At 63.0% G+C, this 19,170-nt stretch carries 16 protein-coding genes and 1 pseudogene; 7 read left to right on the top strand and 10 right to left on the bottom strand.

The features are described 5' to 3' along the window. Positions 1–4: 4 nt before the first annotated feature. The 5 genes from GGQ64_RS26580 to GGQ64_RS26600 are packed head-to-tail and all read left to right on the top strand — an operon-like array spanning position 5 to position 4,197. The gene (locus tag GGQ64_RS26580; RefSeq protein ID WP_183808326.1) at positions 5–970 is read left to right on the top strand and encodes a FliM/FliN family flagellar motor switch protein; all 966 of its coding nucleotides are present in this window, start codon (positions 5–7) and stop codon (positions 968–970) included. Between the two features lie 14 nt (positions 971–984). Next, on the top strand, positions 985–1,641 hold the full coding sequence (gene sctR / locus GGQ64_RS26585) for a type III secretion system export apparatus subunit SctR (protein WP_183808327.1): 657 nt from the start codon (positions 985–987) through the stop codon (positions 1,639–1,641). 3 nt (positions 1,642–1,644) lie between these two features. Next, positions 1,645–1,914 carry an EscS/YscS/HrcS family type III secretion system export apparatus protein gene (locus GGQ64_RS26590; RefSeq protein ID WP_183808328.1) on the top strand — a complete coding sequence of 90 codons (270 nt, stop codon included), beginning with the start codon at positions 1,645–1,647 and terminating at the stop codon, positions 1,912–1,914. A gap of 10 nt (positions 1,915–1,924) precedes the next feature. Beyond that, positions 1,925–2,752: a type III secretion system export apparatus subunit SctT gene (gene sctT, locus GGQ64_RS26595; RefSeq protein ID WP_183808329.1), complete on the top strand. Its 828-nt coding sequence runs from the start codon at positions 1,925–1,927 to the stop codon at positions 2,750–2,752. Continuing rightward, positions 2,749–4,197 (top strand): hypothetical protein, encoded by a 1,449-nt coding sequence (locus tag GGQ64_RS26600; RefSeq protein WP_183808330.1) that lies wholly within the window; start codon positions 2,749–2,751, stop codon positions 4,195–4,197. Before sctT ends, GGQ64_RS26600 begins: the two co-directional genes overlap by 4 nt. Before the next feature lie 70 nt (positions 4,198–4,267). Here GGQ64_RS26600 and GGQ64_RS26605 read toward each other — a convergent pair whose 3' ends face one another. The 9 genes from GGQ64_RS26605 to GGQ64_RS26645 all read right to left on the bottom strand — a co-directional run bounded on the left by GGQ64_RS26605 (position 4,268) and on the right by GGQ64_RS26645 (position 13,952). Continuing rightward, positions 4,268–4,726 carry a hypothetical protein gene (locus GGQ64_RS26605; protein WP_183808331.1) on the bottom strand — a complete coding sequence of 153 codons (459 nt, stop codon included), beginning with the start codon at positions 4,724–4,726 and terminating at the stop codon, positions 4,268–4,270. 188 nt (positions 4,727–4,914) lie between these two features. After that, complete coding sequence (dhaL, locus tag GGQ64_RS26610; protein ID WP_183808332.1) at positions 4,915–5,550, bottom strand: dihydroxyacetone kinase subunit DhaL; 636 nt, start codon at positions 5,548–5,550, stop codon at positions 4,915–4,917. Positions 5,551–5,578: 28 nt separating this feature from the next. After that, positions 5,579–7,696 carry a bifunctional sugar-binding transcriptional regulator/dihydroxyacetone kinase subunit DhaK gene (locus GGQ64_RS26615; RefSeq protein WP_183808333.1) on the bottom strand — a complete coding sequence of 706 codons (2,118 nt, stop codon included), beginning with the start codon at positions 7,694–7,696 and terminating at the stop codon, positions 5,579–5,581. A gap of 135 nt (positions 7,697–7,831) precedes the next feature. Continuing rightward, the gene (dhaL, locus tag GGQ64_RS26620) at positions 7,832–8,473 is read right to left on the bottom strand and encodes a dihydroxyacetone kinase subunit DhaL (protein ID WP_183808334.1); all 642 of its coding nucleotides are present in this window, start codon (positions 8,471–8,473) and stop codon (positions 7,832–7,834) included. Positions 8,474–8,482: 9 nt separating this feature from the next. Beyond that, complete coding sequence (locus GGQ64_RS26625; protein ID WP_183808335.1) at positions 8,483–9,475, bottom strand: dihydroxyacetone kinase subunit DhaK; 993 nt, start codon at positions 9,473–9,475, stop codon at positions 8,483–8,485. A gap of 36 nt (positions 9,476–9,511) precedes the next feature. Next, positions 9,512–10,285 (bottom strand): SDR family oxidoreductase, encoded by a 774-nt coding sequence (locus tag GGQ64_RS26630; RefSeq protein ID WP_183808336.1) that lies wholly within the window; start codon positions 10,283–10,285, stop codon positions 9,512–9,514. A 62-nt stretch (positions 10,286–10,347) separates the two neighbouring features. Next, positions 10,348–11,334, bottom strand: coding sequence for a substrate-binding domain-containing protein (locus tag GGQ64_RS26635; protein ID WP_183808337.1), 987 nt, complete (start codon positions 11,332–11,334; stop codon positions 10,348–10,350). An 80-nt stretch (positions 11,335–11,414) separates the two neighbouring features. Beyond that, complete coding sequence (locus GGQ64_RS26640) at positions 11,415–12,419, bottom strand: ABC transporter permease subunit (RefSeq protein WP_183808338.1); 1,005 nt, start codon at positions 12,417–12,419, stop codon at positions 11,415–11,417. A 54-nt stretch (positions 12,420–12,473) separates the two neighbouring features. Beyond that, on the bottom strand, positions 12,474–13,952 hold the full coding sequence (locus tag GGQ64_RS26645; RefSeq protein WP_183808339.1) for a sugar ABC transporter ATP-binding protein: 1,479 nt from the start codon (positions 13,950–13,952) through the stop codon (positions 12,474–12,476). A gap of 281 nt (positions 13,953–14,233) precedes the next feature. Between GGQ64_RS26645 and GGQ64_RS26650 the strand changes: the two are divergent. Continuing rightward, positions 14,234–14,401: pseudogene (locus tag GGQ64_RS26650) on the top strand (ACP phosphodiesterase); the annotation flags it as partial. A 72-nt stretch (positions 14,402–14,473) separates the two neighbouring features. Here the strand turns inward: GGQ64_RS26650 and GGQ64_RS26655 are convergent. After that, positions 14,474–15,223 carry a UTRA domain-containing protein gene (locus GGQ64_RS26655; protein ID WP_183808340.1) on the bottom strand — a complete coding sequence of 250 codons (750 nt, stop codon included), beginning with the start codon at positions 15,221–15,223 and terminating at the stop codon, positions 14,474–14,476. A 123-nt stretch (positions 15,224–15,346) separates the two neighbouring features. Between GGQ64_RS26655 and GGQ64_RS26660 the strand changes: the two genes are divergently transcribed. Further along, positions 15,347–19,170, top strand: a 3,824-nt coding sequence (locus GGQ64_RS26660; protein WP_183808341.1) for a cadherin domain-containing protein, incomplete at its 3' end; no start/stop codon positions are given.

Below are 19,170 nucleotides of genomic sequence, written 5' to 3' on the forward strand. Positions count from 1 at the left end.
CAGCGTGCTGGCGGTGCAGCCCGAACTGCCGCCGGCCGATTTGTCGGAACGGCTTTCGCGGATGCGCACGCCGATTGCCTGCGTGCTGGGTGAAAGGAAAGTTGAGTTCCACCTTGGTGAGAGATTCTCCGAGGGGGGTGCCGTAACGGTGCCGGTGCGGGTCAGTGAAGACACCTGCCGCCTGCATCTGTCATCGGCGCTGATTGAATGGCTGCAAGAACCGCTCGGTCTCGAAGGTGCGCTGATCGACGAAGAGCCGCCGCAGCGCGCGCTGCTGCTGGAATTGGCAGGCCTCGATCTTCTGCGGCTTCTGGAAACCCAGCTGGGTGAAGACATTCGCTTCGGCGAAGGCGATGATGCCACGTTTTCGCATGCGCTTGACCTGGCGGTCGCAGCCGACGGACACATGCTGCCGCTGCGGCTGCAACTGCCGCTGCGCCTGGCCGAGGCATGGGCCGATTTTCTCGATCGCATCCAGCCGCCGGCGCCGGCCGATCTTTCCGGCGTCATTGCCGAGGTCGTCATCGAAGCCGGATCTCAGGATATAACGCGCGACGAACTGGAAAGCCTGCGGCCGGGCGATATCGTCATGCTCGCAACGCATCGACCGGTCATAGTGATCGACGGCAAGCTGATCGCACCGGTCCGGCGCCAGTCGGATGGCGTGGAACTGGATGGCCCCTTCTATCCGAAGGCGCGTCGGGCCATGGTCGGGTCGCTGTCGGATAGCCAAGATGGGCAGGCCGGCGCACATGTCCTGCACATGGTCGTCGAATTTGCCCGCACCTCGATGACATTGAGCGAGATCGACTCGCTGAAACAACGCCAGCCGCTGCCGCTTTCCTATTTCGATGAGACGGGCGTCGATATCGTCATCGACAACAGACGGATCGGCCGCGGCGCACTCGTCATGGTCGGCGCCGGCATGGGCGCACGCATAGTTCATCTCCTGCCCGCGGCCCCGGTATAAAGCATCAAGACATCATGACCGAATTCCAGCCCAACCTGATTGCCATTATCATCGTCGTTTCGACGATCGGTCTTCTGCCGCTGGCGGTCGTGACGATGACGGGTTTCCTAAAAATCTCAGTCGTACTGTTTCTTATCCGCAATGCGCTCGGCATCCAGCAATCGCCGCCGAACCTCGTGCTTTACGGGATTGCGCTGATCCTGACCGTCTACGTAACGACGCCGCTGGTGGGCAATATGTACCGGGCGGTTGAAAACCGGCCGATCGATATCGAAAGCGTCGAGGGCTTGCGCAGTGTCGGGGAAACGCTGGCCGATCCCCTGCGCAACTATCTCCAGCGGTTTGCCAATGAACGCGAACGGGAGTTCTTCATCCAGGCGACGGACAGCGTGTGGTCACCCGAGGCACGCGCCGAGCTGAAGGATGACGATCTCGTCGTGCTGATTCCGGCCTTCGTGGCATCCGAACTGACACGTGCCTTCGAGATCGGTTTCCTTCTCTACATCCCGTTTCTGGTGATCGATCTGATCGTTGCCAACGTGCTGATGGCCATGGGCATGATGATGGTGTCGCCGACGCTGATCTCCATCCCGCTGAAGATCTTTCTGTTCGTGGCAGTGGAGGGCTGGTCGCGGCTGATGCACGGACTGATCCTGAGCTACGGAGGATAGCTGATGGGGCAGGAGATTTTCCTCAACGAAATGAACCGTGCGCTGGTGACGGTGCTGATCGTCTCTGCGCCGGCGCTGGGTGTGGCGATCATCATCGGCATCGCCGTCGGCCTCATTCAGGCGCTGACGCAGATCCAGGACCAGACACTGCCGCAGGCGGTGAAACTCGTGGCGGTGATGCTGATGCTGATTTTCGTGGGGCCGCTTCTGGCCGTTCAGGTCGGAACGCTGGCGAGCCAGTCGCTGGACAATTTCGCTTCTTTGACACGATAGGTCTTTTGAGATGAACCTCGCGGCGGCTACGGCAGCGATCACCGAATTTGCCTATCCGGTGCTGGTCGCTGCCTCGGTCGCCGTTGCCCGTGCGATGGGCATGATCATGCTGACGCCAGCCTTCATGCGGCTTGGCCTGACGGGCGTGATCCGCTCGGCGGTGGCCTTTGCGATTTCGCTGCCGATGATCTTTCCGATTTTTCAGCAACTGGCGCTGAGCGGGCAGCCGACGAGTTTCGACCTTGCCGGTCTGCTCATCAAGGAAATGGTAGTGGGCGCCCTGATCGGGCTTGCCTTCGGCATTCCCTTCTGGGCGGCGGAAGTGGCGGGCGATCTGATCGACCTGCAGCGCGGCTCCACCATGTCGCAGCTTGTCGATCCGCTGGCTGCCGGCGAATCCTCGGTAACTGCGACATTACTGACCATTTCGCTGCTGGCGCTGTTCTTCATGTCCGGCGGCTTCATGCTGCTGCTCGACGGGTTTTATCGCAGCTATCAGTTGTGGCCGGCAGCAAGTCTTGCCCCCGTTCTCGATGCACAGGCGTTTACCGGCATCCTGCATGTGCTCGACCGCATCATGCAGATCGGCGTGCTCATCATCGCGCCCTTGGTCATCGCCATCCTGATCGTCGATATCATGATGGCCTTCCTGTCGCGCATGGCCCCGCAGCTGCATGTCTTCGATCTGTCGCTGGCGGTGAAGAACCTGCTCTTCTCGTTCATGATGGTGTTGTATCTTACCTTCCTGGTGCCGCTGCTGCTTGATCAGATGGGTGCGCTCCGCGGCACGTTCGAGATCCTGCGCGGATTCGTGACGAATGGAGACGGTGCGTCATGAACAATCCGGTGTTTCCGCTGCTCGATGGCCTGGCGAATATGGGCCAGACCTTTCTCGATAACGCCGTCCAGAAGAACTGGACCGAGATCGAGGATCTGGAAAAGGAGCAGGGGTCGCTGGGGGCGCATGCCAGGCAACAGCTTGCCGGCACGGCGCTGACCACCACCACCACGACGTCCGCCGTCACCGATGCACAGAGGCGGATACAACCGATTTCACTGACGGATAACGAGGCAATGCCGCCTTTGTTCGAAGAATTGGCGGGTAATGTCGCCGGACGGATTTCCTCCGGTGCGGCGGATGACGACGATCAGGTCGAAGTTCCGCGGGATAACCGCGCCGCAGCCGCAACCGGCATAGAGCACAGCCTTGCTTCGTCCGGCGCCTTCGTCGCCGCGCAAACGCTGCATGCGGCGGTGCGTTCGCTGTCGCCGGAACAGGTTTCCAGCCTGCTCGACAAGGCGGGCGGGGCGATCGCGGCGATTATCAAGCAGGCGGTGAAGGGAGAAGATCGCGGCGGCAAGACCGAGGAGAGGCAGCGCGAGGTGCGTATCGCGCTGGCGCTCGCCCATGTCGCGGCGGCGATCGACAAGGATCCGCGCAACCCATCGTCCGTGCGACTGGTGCAGGATATCTGCGCCATCGTGCTGGCACCGGCGACACCCAATGACAACGCCACATTCTCCGGCCTTGCGCAGGCGATCGGGATAGGTGCGGGCGCGCGGCTTGCGCTGGCGGTTGCCGCCGAACTTGCCCATGACGACGAGGACCCGTCACGCGCGCCGGCTCTGATGGCACTTGTTCTTGCCGGCTTCGCGCGCCTCGGCGAGCGGGTCGATGAAGCCTATGCCGAGGTGCTCAAGCATGCCTGGCCGCTGTGCCTCGAATGGTTCAAGTGGCGCGGAGAAGGCCAAGAGCGGGCCATCCGGGCGCTGGTCAATGCACTCAAATGTCCGCCGGCCTTTTTGCAGAGGCTGGACCCGCAGTTGGAACGCCTGGAACAGACCGGACTTGAAGCCTTTCGCGCTGTTCGAGATCTTTCGGCCTATACGTTTGACGGCAAGTTTCGCGAGGTGCATGAGCGGTTTCTGGCAAGCCAAAGCGTGTTTGCCTCGATTGCCGGCAGCCGGGCGGCGCTCAAGGATATGCGCCATGCCTCGCTGGCCGCACGCGATGCGGATGACGGACCGGTGCTGCAGGCCGTGCGGCTCACATTGACGCGTACCGGCTTCGATGCGCCGCGGGCGGCTTTCCTCGCCGATCTCAGCCAGCTTGGCCAGAATGCGCTGATGCTGGGCGCGAACTGGACGGAGCTCGACGATTTCGAGTTCGTGGAAGTGCAGGGCCGGGCTTTTCAACGCCTGCTGGCTTTCCTGAACGGCCAGTATATCGTGGCCGAAACGCCCGAGATCATCGGCTTCGACGACCTCGACATGCAGCTTTAGCAGGCGAAGCCTGGGCTGTGAAAATGGAACGCCGGCGTTCGCTTTTCCCGCCGGCGTTCGTTGTAAGCAATCAGTTTTGAGCGCGCTGCTTGGTGGCGTCGAGCTCGGTCTTGCTCTCGGTGGTGATCTCGGTGATCTTGGCCGAGGCGCCGATGGCGCGGTCGAAGGCTTCTGTCATGGCAGCAATGGCTTCGACGGATGTGCCTTCGAGGCCGCCGGCGGCTGCCCATTCGAGGTTCCAGACGCCGGAAAGACCGTCTTCGCCGGCAACGTCATGGGTCTCGATGGCGGTGAAGACGTCTTCATGGCGAACCATATAGGAGGCCGCGGCCGAGACTTCGGAGGGCACGTCGCCCTTCTGGTTGTTGGCAAGTTCGGAAAGTTCGCGCTCGTTGATGGCGGACTTGCCGTTTTCCTTGAGATATTCGACCAGAACCTGGCTTGACTTTGCAGCGTCGAGTTTTTGCTCGAACGACGAATATGTGGACTGGGAAGGGGGCGTTACGCCTGCAGGCAATGTGACGGACATCGAAATCTTCCTTGGCTGACAACACTAAGGATCTATTCACCATTCCCATGACGCTGATATGAAGTGTGGCCAATTGGTGGCAGCACTTCCCCCAAACCTTGGGCTGAGATGTCTCCGAGTCGGGCTCGAGCAAGACGTCTGGTGAGCATGCGGACAGGGGGCAGACCAGGCACGGTCGTCCTTGCCTCTCAGAGCGTGTTCGAAATTGCCCGAATGAGTGCATTTGCAGAGACGGCGCCAGGGTCAAGTTGCCCGAGCGAGCGTTCCCTCAGCCGGGCAGCGCGACCCTTGGTGGCGACCATCGTGGCGGTCGCGGCGGCGCCATTGCTGGCGGCGGTGGTGACGGCGGTCCAGAAATCGCGTTCCGATTTGCCATCGGCAAGTGCGGTGGTGGCGGCTTCTGCGGCAGGAAGCCAGACGTCGAACATGGTCTTGTCGCCGCGCTGCGCCTTGCCGCGGTCGCGGATGCCCTCGGATATCGCGGTGATCATGTCGCGGCAGGCGGCAAGGTCGAGCCGGTCGCGGCCGGCGAGTGCCTGTGCGGCCCGCCGGAAGCCGGTCGCATAGAGCGGGCCGGTGGAGGCGCCGACGGCGTCGAGGAAGCCGCTCGCGGCGGTAGACATCACCTCGGACGGGCTGGCCGCATCGAGATCGAGGGCAGCCAGCGCAGCATTCACCGCCTTGAAGCCGATCGACATGGTGATGCCGTGGTCGCCGTCGCCGATGGCGCCATCGAGTTCGGAAAGATGGTCCTTTTCCGTTTCGATTGCCTCGGACATCCGTTCGAACATCCGGGCCAGCGCCCGCGCCGCAGTTTCCGACATGTCTTCCTCCCCTTGGGCGCAAGCGGCCTCAGCCCCGTGCCGCTCCGTCCGTTTCAGGCGCATTGATGGTCAGGATCGCCGTCTGGCACGGATGGTGGAGCAGATCGGCCAGTTGGCGGTCGAGATGCAGGATCGAGATGGAGGCCCCCACCATGTCGAGCGAGGTGCAATAGTGCCCGACCCAGTTCGCTTCGATCACGATGTTCTTGGCCGCAAGCCGCTGCTCCACCCGGCGAAACAGGATGTAGAGTTCCATCAGCGGCGTCCCGCCGAAGGAGTTGACGAGAACCGCCACCTTGTCGCCGGCCCCGGCCTTCATCTCCTTGAAAATGTTGTCCATGATCGTATCGACGATCTCGTCGGCGGTGCGGATGCGCTCACGCGAGACGCCGGGCTCGCCATGGATACCCATGCCGAGTTCCATGTCGTCGGGGCCGATCTCGAAATTGTGCCGCCGCGTCTGCGGCATCGAGCAGGATTCGAGCGCGACGCCGACCGTGTAGGTACGGTCGTTCGCCTTGCGCGTCACAGCCTCGCACTCGTCGAGCGTCATGCCGCGGTCGCAGGCCGCGCCCGCCACCTTGAAGACGAAGAAATTACCGGCAACGCCGCGCCGTCCCTCCTTGTCCTCGACGGGGGAGGAGACGATGTCGTCGGTGGTCAGCACGGTGCGGATCGCAATGCCCTGTTCCTCGACAAGTTCGGCCGCCATTTCGAAATTCATCACGTCGCCGGCATAGTTGCCATAGACGAAGAGCACGCCCACGCCGCCGGAGGCTGCGACTGCACATTTGGCGATCGGGTCCGGCGGTGGCGAGGAGAAGATGTTGCCGAGCGCCACCGCATCGGCGAGCCCCTTGCCGACATAGCCGACGAAGCAAGGCTCGTGCCCCGTGCCGCCGCCGATGACGAGGCCGACCTTGCCGGGGCGCGGGCCGTTGCGGGCGACGAGGGCGCGGCGCGAACCGACGACCGGCAGGAGATAGGGCCTGTGTGCGGCAATCAGGCCGTCCAGCATCTCGTCGACCACGTCATTGGGGTTGTTAAGGAATTTCTTGACGTGGGTGCGGTAGGCGTTGGCGACCGGCGTGCTCTTCTGGCGCTGCGAAAGCTTGCCGTCGAGGCTCGTGACCCCATCGGCGCGCAGGATACCGGCTCCAGTCGCTGCGTCCGTCACCAGCACATTGGCATAGCCGCCGCGCAGCGCCGCGAGCAGGGCGGGGACCTTGTCGAAACCGCCGGCGACGGCGACGCGCGTGCCGATGCCGCGCAGCATCTCGAGCGAAATGCCGATCGTGCGGTCGTCGAGGGGGCCGGCGACCGGGCGGCCGCGCTCGTCGATGAAGCGCCCGGCGAGTACGCCGGCAGCGCCCTTGGCGAGATAGTGCTGCAAGGGCACGGATTCGAAGAAGCCGCTGGTGTGGATCGTCGAATTGGGGCGGAGCGAGGAGATGCCGAAGACGATGCGGTTGGCGCGGGCGAGCGTATCGAACTGTTCGCGGATCAGCGGTTCGTCGAGCAGCATGTCGTGCATCTGTGCCGACGCCACGATGGCGGGAGCGGTGATGTTGACGCAACGGGCGGAGATCGCGCGGGCGACGGCGGCCGTCGTCAGTTCCGGCGTATAGGCGAAGCTGGCGGTGGTTCCACCGGTCGCCTGGACGACGGTGACGTCCTGCAACGGACCCATTTCCAGATGCTCGCCGACCGAGAGAATGGTGCGGCCCCAGGCAACGGCGAGCGTGTCGCCGGACTTGATCATCTTGGTGAGTGCCTGCGCGCCGGCAGCACCCAGCCGGCCGATCAGCGGGCGCGTATCGTCGTCGTTAGGCACGACAAGGCAATCGGCAAGGCCGAAATGGCGCTTCAACTCCTGCGCAATGGTGAGCGAGGCGAGGCGGGCGGGCTCGATCGAGATGTTGACGATGCCCTTTTCCCGGGCGTCGGCGAGGTAGCTGTTGACGGTGGCGCGCGACACGCCCATCGCCTCGGCGATCTCGCCCTGCGTCATGCCGTCTTCGTAGTAGAGCCAGCAGGCCCAGACATAGGGATCGTCGCCGTAGCGCAGCGGGATCGAATCGATGCCTTCCGGCCCGTTCCCCCGGTTGGTGCCGCCCTTGCGCGGCGAGGAAGTCTTCAATGCCATCGGTTTCGCCGGTCCCCTTCAGGCGGCGAAGATGAAAGCAACGCCGCCGGTTTGCAACATGCCTCGGCAAAAAAGCGGTGCGCGACCCGTCGCGATGGACAGGCCGCGCATCCTGGGAGGAACTTTTGGCCTGTCTCAGGCGAGCCGGGCGCGGGCGCCGTCGGACAATTCCTTGAGGATGATGGCGCAGGAGGTAGCACCGGCATCCAGCACGCCGAGCGAGCGTTCGCCGAGACGGCTGGCACGGCCGATCTTGGCGACGAGGTCGATCGTCGAGTCCCGGCCGGCCTCAGCGGCAACGACGAGCGCTTCCAGTGCTTCGCCGAAGGATTTTCCGTCCGCCGTTGCCTTGTCGAAGACCTCGACCGCCGGCACGAGGGTGTCGAGCAACGTCTTGTCGCCGACCTTGGCAGAGCCGATCGACTGGATGCCGGCGAGACCGGCATGCAGCATCTTGCTGTATGCCGCCGCATCGATCTTGTCGACGCCCTGGATGGTCTCGGCGAATTCCGTGAACATCACGCCGTAGAGCGGGCCCATCGAGCCGCCGATTTCCGTCATCAGCACGGTGCCGAGCGTGTCGAGCGATTCGGCGAGCGCAACGTCCTTGCCCTTCAGGCGTTCGGCGGCCATGCCGAAACCCTTGGCCATGTTCACGCCGTGGTCACCATCGCCGATCTTGCCGTCGATCTCGCTGAGATAGGCGCGGTTCTCGACGATCCGCTCGGACATGGAAAGTACGATCGCGCCGGAGGACGCATTGTTGAAGGTCTGCATGGTTTCCTCCTACAGGATGATCGTGCAACGCGTCTCGACGTCGAGCAGCGTCTTCAATTCGTCGTCGAGCGCCATGACGGTCAGGGTCGCGCCGACCATCTCCAGCGAGGTGAAGTAGTTGCCGATCCAGGTCTTCCGGATCTTCAGGCCGCGGGCCGAAATCTCGCTCTCGATCGTGTCGTTGAGGATGTAGAGTTCGTTGAGCGGCGTGGCACCCAGGCCGGAAACCAGAACGGCGACTTCGGTGCCGGCGGGAAGATTGTGATCGTCGAGCACGATCTTCACCATGTCCTTGGCGACCTCTTCGGCGGTCTTCAGCTTTTCGACGCGCACGCCCGGCTCGCCGTGATGGCCGATGCCGACCTCCATCGTGCCCGGCTCGATCTGGAAGTTCGGATGGCCGACGGCCGGCAACGTGCAGGGGCCGAGGCCGACGCCGATCGAGCGGCAATTGTCGATCGCCTTCTGCGCGGTGGCGCGGACCTCTTCGAGGCTTGCGCCCGTCGCGGCCTTGGCGCCGCCCATCTTCCACATGAAGATCTCACCGGCGACGCCGCGGCGCTTTTCGCGCTCTTCGGGCGGGGCGGAGCAGACGTCGTCATTGGCGACGACCGTTGCAATTTCGATCCCGTCCTTGGCGGCGAGCTTCGTCGCCATCTTCACGTTCATGTTGTCGCCGGCATAGTTGCCGTAGAGCACGACGACGCCCTTGCCGCCATTGGCCTCACGGATGGCGTCGTGAAAGCTCTTGGCGGTAGGCGAAGAGAAGAGTTCGCCGACGGCGACGGCGTCGAGCATGTTCTTTCCGGTATAGCCGATGAAGGCCGGTTCATGGCCGGAGCCGCCGCCCGTCACCACGCCGACCTTGCCGGCAAACGGGGCGTCCTTGGCGACGATGACGCGCGGGTTTTCAGCCAGGCGCACGATGTCCGAATGCGCCTTCACGAAGCCCTTCACGGTATCCTCGACCACCAGGTCCGGGTTATTGATGAAACGCTGCATGGTAACTCCTTGAGAATTGCGAGAGCCGGTCCGGGCTCAAAGAATGGTGTAGCCGCCGTCGATCAGCAGGTCCGCGCCGTTGATCATGTCCGCACCCGGCGATGCCAGGAACACGGCGGCTGCGGCGATCTCTTCCGGGAAGGCGAAACGGCCGGTCGGGATGCGCTTCTTGGCGGCTTCACCCTTTTCGCCGGCCCAGGCCTTCTTGCCGAGCTCGGTCAGAACGATGGTGGGCGAGATCGTGTTGACGGTGATGCCGTGCTTGCCCCATTCGGCGGCGAAGGTCTTGGACATGCCGATGACGCCGAACTTGGAGGCGCAATAGGCGACATGCTCCTCGATGGCGACCGTGCCTGCCTGTGAGGCGAGGTTGACGATCCTGCCGCCCTTGCCGGCAGTGATCATGCGGCGACCGACCGCCTGCGTGACGAGGAAGCTGCCCTTGAGGTTGATATCGATCGTCTTGTCCCATTGAGAAAGCGTCAGGTCTTCGGCGGGCGCAAGTGCCACGATACCGGCGCTGTTGACCGCGATATCGATGCCACCGAAGGCGGCAACCACGTCAGCTACGGCCTTCTCCACCGAGGCCGGGTTGGCGACATCACAGACGAAGGGCTTTGCCGGACCGCCAAGCTCTTCCGCCTTCGCCTTGGCGATGTCGGCGTTGATATCGAGCACAGCAACCTTCGCACCCTTTGATGCAAAAGCACTGGCGACGGCCGCGCCGATGCCGGATGCGCCGCCGGTGACGAGCGCGACCTTGCCGTCGAGCGGGAAGTTGAGGTCGATCTTGGGAGGTGTGTCGGTCATCGGCTCAGCCTTCGTATCTTGAAGAGAGTGGGGCGGCGGGGGCCGCCCCACGGTTTCGCTTGTTACTTGCGCATTTCCAGCAGCTTATCGACGTTCTCGGTCGTGACCGGCGTCCACGGAACATTGTATTCCTTGTCCTTGCCGTCGTTGAACGGCATGTCCGGATATTGCGCCCAGATGTCGGACTGCGGCTTGTAGTCGCCCTTCCTGGCGTGGAAGATCGCGAGATCCAGCGCGCCTTGCGCCTGTGCGCGGGCGTCCTGGAGGATCGAGGTCATCGTGCCTTCCTTGACGGCCGTCAGTGCGTCGGTGACGCCGTCGATGCCGGCGATCGCGAAGTCTTCGGTCTTCAGGCCTGCGGCCTTGATCGCCTCGATCGCGCCGAGCGCCATCTCGTCGTTCTGGCCGATGACGCCGTTGATCTGGCCCGAATGGGAGGTCAGCCAGTTCTCCATCAGCGTCTGGGCTTCAGCGCGCGACCAGTTGGCGGTCTGCTGTTCCAGGACCTTGACGTCCGGGCACTCGGCGAGCGCCTTCTGGTTGCCTTCGAGGCGCGAGATCTGCGCGGACTGGCCGATCGGGCCCTCGATGATCACGACATTGCCCTTGCAGCCGATCTTGTCGAGAACGGTCTTGGCTTCCATGTAGCCGGAAACCGCGTCGTCGGAGCCGACATAGGCGGCGAGCAGGTCGGAGTTCACGCGGGTGTTGGAGCCGACGACCGGGATGCCAGCGTCGCTTGCGGCCTGCACGGCGGTCGCACCCGCTTCGATGTCGATCGGCACGAAGACGATCGCATTGAACTTCTGCGTGATCATCGTGTTGAACTGTTCCTGCTGGACCAGCGCGTCGTAGCGGCCGTCGAAGACGGTGAGCTCGACTTCGCCGCTCTTGACGGCCGGATGCTCCTCCAGTGCTGCCGACCAGATCTGCATGAATTCCGCGTTCAGGCCGTAGGGCGCCGCGCCGATCTTCAGCTTCTCTTGGGCCATGGCGGAAGAGGCCAGCAGGGCTGTTGCCGAGGCAAGCGCAATCATCAGTTTCTTCATGTCATTCTCCTCCTTTGAGAATTTCGGCCGCTCTCCGGCGTGCCGTTCGTCCACGGGCGCGGGCGCCCGGTCTCGTTGGGCTAGACGCCCTGATTTCGCTTCTGGTCGAGCATGACGGCGCCGACGATGAGGGCGCCCTTGAGGACCTGCTGGTAGTAGGACTGGATGCCCATCAGATCGAGGCCGTTGTTCATCACGCCGATGATGAGGGCGCCGATCAGCGTTCCCGTCACCCGGCCGACGCCGCCCGAAAGGCTGGTGCCGCCGATGACGACCGCCGCAATGGCGTCGAGTTCATAGGCGATGCCGGCTTGGGGCAGGGCGGAGCCGGTGCGAGCAGACAGGATCATGCCGGCGAGGCCCGACAGCGCGCCCGAGATCACATAGACCATGAAGCGGATGCGGGTGACGTTGATGCCGGAGGTCTTGGCGGCATGCGGGTTGCCGCCGACGGCGTAGATGTAGCGGCCGAAGCGCGTGCGGGTCAGCACCCACCAGGAGACGGCGAAGACGACGGCGAGCAGGATGACCGGCATCGGAATGCCGAGGATGTTGCCCGTGCCGATCCAGCGGAACTCCGGGCTGAGGCCGGGCACAGGCTTGCCGCCGCCATAGATCAGCGTGGCGCCGCGGGCGGCCGAGAGCATGCCGAGTGTCGCGACGAAGGCAGGCACCGAAAAGCGTGAGACGATGAAGCCGACCAGCGCGCCGCAGCCGACGCCGACGAGAATGCCGGCGGCGAGCGCCACGACCATCGGGTAGGGCGCGCCGGCAATGCCTGCCGTCGCCGAACTCGTGACGAAGCTCGCGCTCACCATGCCGGCGAGCGCCACGACAGAGCCGACCGAAAGATCGATGCCGCGCGTCAGGATGACGAAGGTCATGCCGATGGCGAGCACGCCGTTGATCGACGTCTGCAGCAGCACGTTGGAGATGTTGCCGGGCGTCAGGAAGAACTCGTTGGAAACCGAGAGGATGGCGACGAGCAACAGGAAGGCGAGGAAGATGCCGTATTCCTGCATGATCAGCCGGCGGCGATCGGAATTCAGCCAGTTGCTGGTGGTCTTGTTCTCGATACTGGACACGGTGTCACCTCTTGCCATGCGGGATTGGATGCGTCGGTCGGTTCTCGTTTGCCGTCAGGTCGACAGGTGCACGAGGGACTGGGCATCCGTTTCCTGCCGGTCGTGGATGCCGGCGGACCGCCCCTGCCGCATGACGAGGATGCGGTCGGACATTCCCAGGATTTCGTCGATTTCGGAGGAGATCATCACGACCGTGCCGCCACTCGCGGCGAAGTCGCAGATGATCCTGTAGATCTCGCGCTTGGCGCCGACGTCGACGCCGCGGGTCGGCTCGTCGAGCAGCAGCAGGCGCGGCTGGCGCAGGAACCATTTGCCGAGCACCACCTTCTGCTGGTTGCCGCCCGAAAGGCCGGAGACCGGCATCGTGTCGCGCGCCGCCTTGATGGAAAAGCGGGCGATCATGTCGGCGCTCGCGGCCTGCTCCTGGCTCTTCTGCATGACGAAGGCGGGACTCATTTCCGGCAGGCTGGCGAGGCAGATGTTGTTGCGCACGCTGTCCGTCAGGTTGAGGCCCGTCACCTTGCGGTCCTCGGTAACGAAGGCGATGCCCTCGGCCATGGCGTCAGACGGCTGGCGGATGCTAACGGCCTGGCCATCCAGCCGGATCTCACCTGACGACGGGCGGTCCATGCCGAACAGGCAATTGAAGATCTCCGTGCGGCCCGAGCCCATCAGGCCGTAGATGCCGAAGATTTCCCCCTTGCGCGCGGTAAACGAGATGTCCTCGATCTTGCCCGGCGCGGAAAGGCCGGAGACCTCGAGGCCGGCGATCTCGGTCGGCGTGTTGGTCTTGATATATTCCTCGCCAAGCTCGCGCCCGACGATCATGCGGATGAGGCCCGGCCGGTCGATACCGGCGAGCTTGCCCGCACCGACGAAACCGCCGTCGCGGAAGACGGTGTAGCTGTCGGCGATCTGGAAGATTTCCGATAGCCGGTGCGAGACGTAGACGATGCCCTTGCCCTCGGCCTTCAGGCGCTCGATCGCCGAAAAGAGGTGCTGGGCTTCCTTCTCGCCGATCGCCGAGGTCGGCTCGTCCATGAAGATGACATCGGCCTCGTGGCTCAGTGCCTTGGCGATCTCGACCAGCTGCATCTGCGCGACCGAGAGGTTCATCATGTACTCACGTGCGGAGATGCTGAATTCGAGACGGTCCAGCAGCGCCTGGGCATTGCGGTTCATCGTCTTGAAATCGATGCCGCCGAAGCGAGCCGAGGGCTCGCGACCGAGATAGATGTTTTCCGCCACCGTCATGTGCGGAACCGGGCTCAGTTCCTGCTCGATGATAGCGATGCCGGAGTGGAGTGCTTCCGCCGGGCTGCTGAATTCGACCGGCTTGCCGCGATGCAGGATCGTGCCGCCGTCGCGCTTGTGGATGCCCATGAGGATGGAGAGGAAGGTCGACTTGCCGGCGCCGTTGCCGCCGCAGAGCGCATGCACGGAGCCACCTGCAAGCTCGAAACGCCCGTCGCGGAGTGCAGCGACGCCGCCGAAGGACTTTTTCAGTCCCTCCACCTTGAGAAGTGGCTGCATGTCGTCCTCCCGGCATTTCAGGAGCGATGCTCTCTCCATCGCGCATTACAAAATGCACCAATGCAACGACATATGTCAATGCGTAGACGTGACAAAAGACGATATTGCGTTGACATATGTAAGCAGCGCTAGTTCGGCACGGCCACACCACCTCGCAAACGTCCCATGACAACCGCAATGAAATTGACGATACTCAATAGCGGTTGAGACGGCCTCAATCCGCCCGATATGGAGGGAGGTTTCGATGACCGTGCACAAAGTCGGCTACCTTATCGGCAGCCTCGCCAAGGGAGAACGCACCCGAAGCCTATATCCGGTTCACGCCGGGCCTGATCACCGATGATGGCGAAGTGACCAATGAGGAAACCGAGGCCTTCCTGCGCAACTACATGGCCGAGTTCCACACCTTCGTCGCCCGGGTTCTCTCCGTTCTGCCGCCGGACGCATAGGGGCCGGATCACTCCAGCGCCGTCGCTCGGCCTCAAACCTGAGCCGAAACACCGGTGTGATGGAGAGAGAGCCTAACCGGCCTCGACATCGACCTCGATCAAGACAGCGTCGTGTCGCCAGTATTCCAGGTCGCAGTCGCGCACCCTTTCATCGATCGAGTGATTGACCCGTGCCACCAGCAAGGCCGGGCTTCCGTTGGAGACGCGAAGGAAACCGGCTGCCTCGCCTGTGACTGCCGTCGGCATGATGCGGTATTTCATCCTGCCGTAGTGGAAGCCATAGACCTCGCGGTAGAGCTCGGTCATCGAGACGGACAGGTCGTGGTCGAAAAGGCCAGGGAACACCTCCGGAATGCAATAGTGCTCGACGTAGAGGATCGACCGTTCGTTGATCGACCTGACACGCCGGATACGGGCCAGTTCCTGATCCGGCCCCAGATCAAGCAGTTCCCGCACGATCGGCGGCGGGACCACGATGGCCTTGTCGATGACGACCGTTCCCGGCTTTCGTCCCTGCTCGCTTGCCGACATCTGGAAATGCCCGCGCGATTGCGGATTGTAGACGAACCGGGTCGGCGACACGAACCAGCCCCGACGGTCCTCGCGATAGATCAGGCCGTCCGTTTCGAGCTGGATCAGGATTTCGTGGAGCGTCACGCGCGATGTTTCAAACTCGTCGCACAACTGCCGTTCTGACGGCAAGCGCTTGCCGGCGGTGTATTCGCCGTCATCGATCCTGCCGCGCAGCACCGACTTTATGGCCTTGAGCCGGCCCGTACCTCCGCCACGCCTGATGCTCTCGGCATTGCCAGATTCAATCATTGGTTATCCCTGTCATTTCGCTGTTATCAACTGCTCCTACACAGGCATGACTGGTCTAGTCCAGACCTTAACAAGTTCTTTAAGCGCCAGGGCCGCTCGGTCCACATGTGGGGGTCTCTCGAAATGTCGACGTCTCTTAACGCCATGTTGGTGAAGCAAAATTCCGCCGCCCAATCCATAGATCTTTCGGAAAAATTCGGCGACGGCTACACTTATTCAGTCGTCAGTTCGAACGGGGACGCCGTCGAGGCAGCGATCGACGGCAACGGCATCATGACCCTCTCCTACGGAGAACTCGGTCATTCCGACATCAAGGTCATTGCGACGGACGCGTCCGGAAACGAGATCACGGACAGCTTCCGCGTGCGCGTCGCCGGCGAGAATGCCTATACGATCGCGGTCATCCCGGACACTCAGGACTATTCCAAGGGCTATGCCTCGCCGGACATCTTCAACCAGATGACCCAGTGGCTGGTCGACAACAAGGATACCCTCAACATCCAGTTCGCGACGCATGTCGGCGACGTCACCTATAACAACACGACTGTCGAATGGGAGCGGGCCGAAGCGGCCATGCGCCTTCTCGATGGCAAGATCCCCTATTCGCTCACGTCGGGCAATCACGACATTGGCCCCAACGGCAACGCCTCCACGCGCGCCCAGGACTATCTCAGCGAGTATTTCACCGTCGAGGAGCAGTCGCAACTGCCCGGCTTCGGCGGCGTCTACGACAAGGAACCGGACAACTACCAGAACAACTATTCCACCTTCACAGCGCCCGACGGCACCAAGTGGCTTTCCCTGTCGCTCGAATTCGGCCCGCGCGATGACGTGCTTCGCTGGGCCGGCGACGTTATCGAAGATCACGCCGACTACCGTGTCATGATCACGACCCACAGCTACATGGCGGGCGACGGCCGCGTGAACCCTACCAGCGAAGAACTGACATGGGATGGCGGAGCCTCGGCCTATGGCCTGGGCACCGATTCCCAGGGTGCGGCCGACGGCGACGCCATCTGGGACCAGCTTGTTTCCAAATATCCGAACATCGCTTTCACCTTCTCGGGCCACAACTTCATCGACGGTGCCGAGACGCAGATCAACTACGGCGCCGGCGGCCAGCCGGTCATGCAGATGTTCGTCAACTACCAGAACGGCGTGGCGCGCGAAATCACCGGCAATGGCGATGAGGCAGCCGGCAACAATGGCGGCAACGGCGCCATCCGCCTGATCACCATCGATCCGGACAACGACAAGGTCTACACCGAGACCTATTTCACCAGTCTCGACGACTATCTCGACGGCCATCGCGACAAGGAAGAACTCGACCGTGACGGACTGACGGGCCCCTATCGCGGCCACCAGGAGGAATTCGACGACGTCGACCTGTCGACCCCTGCGGCCTGGGGCATTGCCAAGGCCGGCGGCGACTTGTCCGTCGCAGCCTCCAGCGGCGACAAGGCCAATGTCGTTCTCGATGCCTCCAAGAGCATTGTCGCGTCGGGCACGAACGCAACCTTCGTGTGGAAGGACGCCGAGGGCCAGATCGTTGCCACGGGGGCCAAGCCCTCGGTCGAATTCGGTACCGGCACGCGCGTGTTGACGCTCGAGGTCACCGACGGAAACGGCAGGGTGAGCCGGGACGACGTCCGCGTCACCGTCACCGGCGACAGCACGTTGCTGTCGGACGACTTCAACAATGCCACGCTGGACACCGCCTGGGTCAATCCGAACGGCGCCACCACGAACTTCAAGATCGTCGGCAGCGTCAACTCCGGTGAAGGCGAGGGCTCGCTGAAGGATTTCAGAAACTCCGGCACCAACCTGCTGGTCTGGAACGAGCCGGACGCTGCGAACTGGAGCAACTACGCGTTCGACGTCTCGCTGTCGACGACGGACCGGACCGGGCAGATCGGCGTGGTTTTCAACTATCAGGATACGCAGAACTTTTATCGCCTGACCTTCGACGTCAGCGGCAATGCCCGCAAGCTGGTCAAGATGCAGGGCGGGGTCGAAAGCGTTCTGGCGACGGCGAGCCAGGGTCTGGCAATGGGGCTCGAGCACGACCTGAAGGTCGTATCGGTCAACGGCGAGATTCGTGTCTTCCTTGGCGGGAGGGACGTCTTCGATGGCCCTGTCGTCGATAGCGCGCCGCTCGGCAGCGGAACGGTTGGTGTCATCTCGACGGCGCAGGATACCGCGACCTTCGACAACGTCATGGTCAACAAGGCCGTACTCACCGCGCATGGCGAAAGCGGAGGCCGCGGCGTCGATGCCGACGGAGATGGCTCGGCCGGTGTTTCGCTCACCGCCGCCGGCTCGTTCGGGCCGAATGCGATCACCGCCTATCGTTGGCTCCTGAACGGTGAAGAGATCGGGGCCGGCAAGTCCGTCATTCTCGACCTACCGAGTGGCACCAAGGGCGTGACGCTCGAGGTGACGGACGCGACCGGCAAGGTCTCGACCGACTTCGTCAAGGTCGAGGCCGTTCACAAGGAAGCGGTTATGCTGAAGGAGGGCTTCGGCGGCGGCCTCTCCGACTGGACGATGGTCGATGAAGGCGAACTCGGGGCCGATCCTAACTGGCGCGTCGAAGACGGTCGCCTGGTGCAGGATGCCGACGTCTATTCCCGTCAGCTCACCAATGGCAAGGATTCCAACAGCACAGACATCTGGGATCGCGGCTGGAGCCCGCTGGGAGACGGCGACTACATCCTGCGCAAGGGCACCTACATGCTCTACGAAGGCGAAGGCGCACGTGACTGGAAGGACTATTCCGTCGAGATGACCGTCAATGCCGGTGGCAATGACGCTGTTGGCCTGATGTTCTACTACCAGGACGCCAACAACTACTACAAGCTTGAGCTCGACAACACCTTCGGCCTCTATCAGCTGACGCGCCTGGTCGATGGCGTCGAAACCATCGTCGCCCGCACGGCGGGCCGCTACACGCTGGATACCGACCAAAAGCTGCGCGTCGACATCAAGGACCATGTGATCGACATCTATCTCGACGGCGAGCGCCTCTTCGAGGATCGCATCGAGGACCGCAATCACGACGGTGGAACGTTCGGGCTCTATAACTGGAGCGCAGACAACGGTGTTTCCTACGACGACATCACGGTGGTGTCGCTTGATCCGAACCTGGCGCCGACGGCACCTGCGCTGTCGTCCAGCAAGGTTTCCGAGAATGCGGCCATCGGCACTGTCGTCGGGACCTTCTCGGCGACCGATCCGGAAGGCGGCGTGCTGACCTACACCCTGACCGACAATGCAGGTGGCCTGTTCAAACTCGACGGCGCCAAGCTGGTCACGGCAAAGGCCATCGACTATGAAAAGGTGAAGTCTGGCGTGGTGACGGTCGAGGTCTCGGATGGTGTCAACACCGTGGCGAAGAACTTCACCATCGGCGTGCAGAACGTCAACGAGGCCCCGGCGGGCGTTGCGATCAGCAAGTCGTCGGTGACCGAGAACGCCAAGGTCGGCACCGTGGTCGGCACCCTGTCGGCCAAGGACCCGGAAGGTGGCGCGGTCTCCTACAGCCTGTCGTCCAACCCTGGCGGCATCTTCAAGATCGTCGACAACAAGCTGCAGCTCGCCAAGGCCGTGGACTACGAGACGGCCAAGAGCCATGCGGTCACCGTCGTCGCCAAGGATGCGTCCGGCAACGCCACGAGCAAGGCGCTGTCGATCAAGGTGACCAACGTCGACGAGGCGCCGACCGCGCTGTCGCTGTCGAAGACGACGGTCGCTGAGACCGCCAAGGCCGGCACGACGATCGGCAAGCTGTCGGCCAAGGATCCGGAAGGTGGTGCTGTCACCTACAGCCTGTCGTCCAACCCCGGCGGCCTCTTCAAGCTTTCCGGCAACACGCTGCAGCTTGCCAAGGGCGTCGACTACGAGAAGGCGAAGAGCCATTCCGTCACGGTGGTGGCCACCGACGTCGG

Origin of the sequence: Mycoplana azooxidifex (assembly GCF_014196765.1) — a bacterium.
GTDB classification, from domain to species: Bacteria; Pseudomonadota; Alphaproteobacteria; order Rhizobiales; family Rhizobiaceae; genus Mycoplana; species Mycoplana azooxidifex.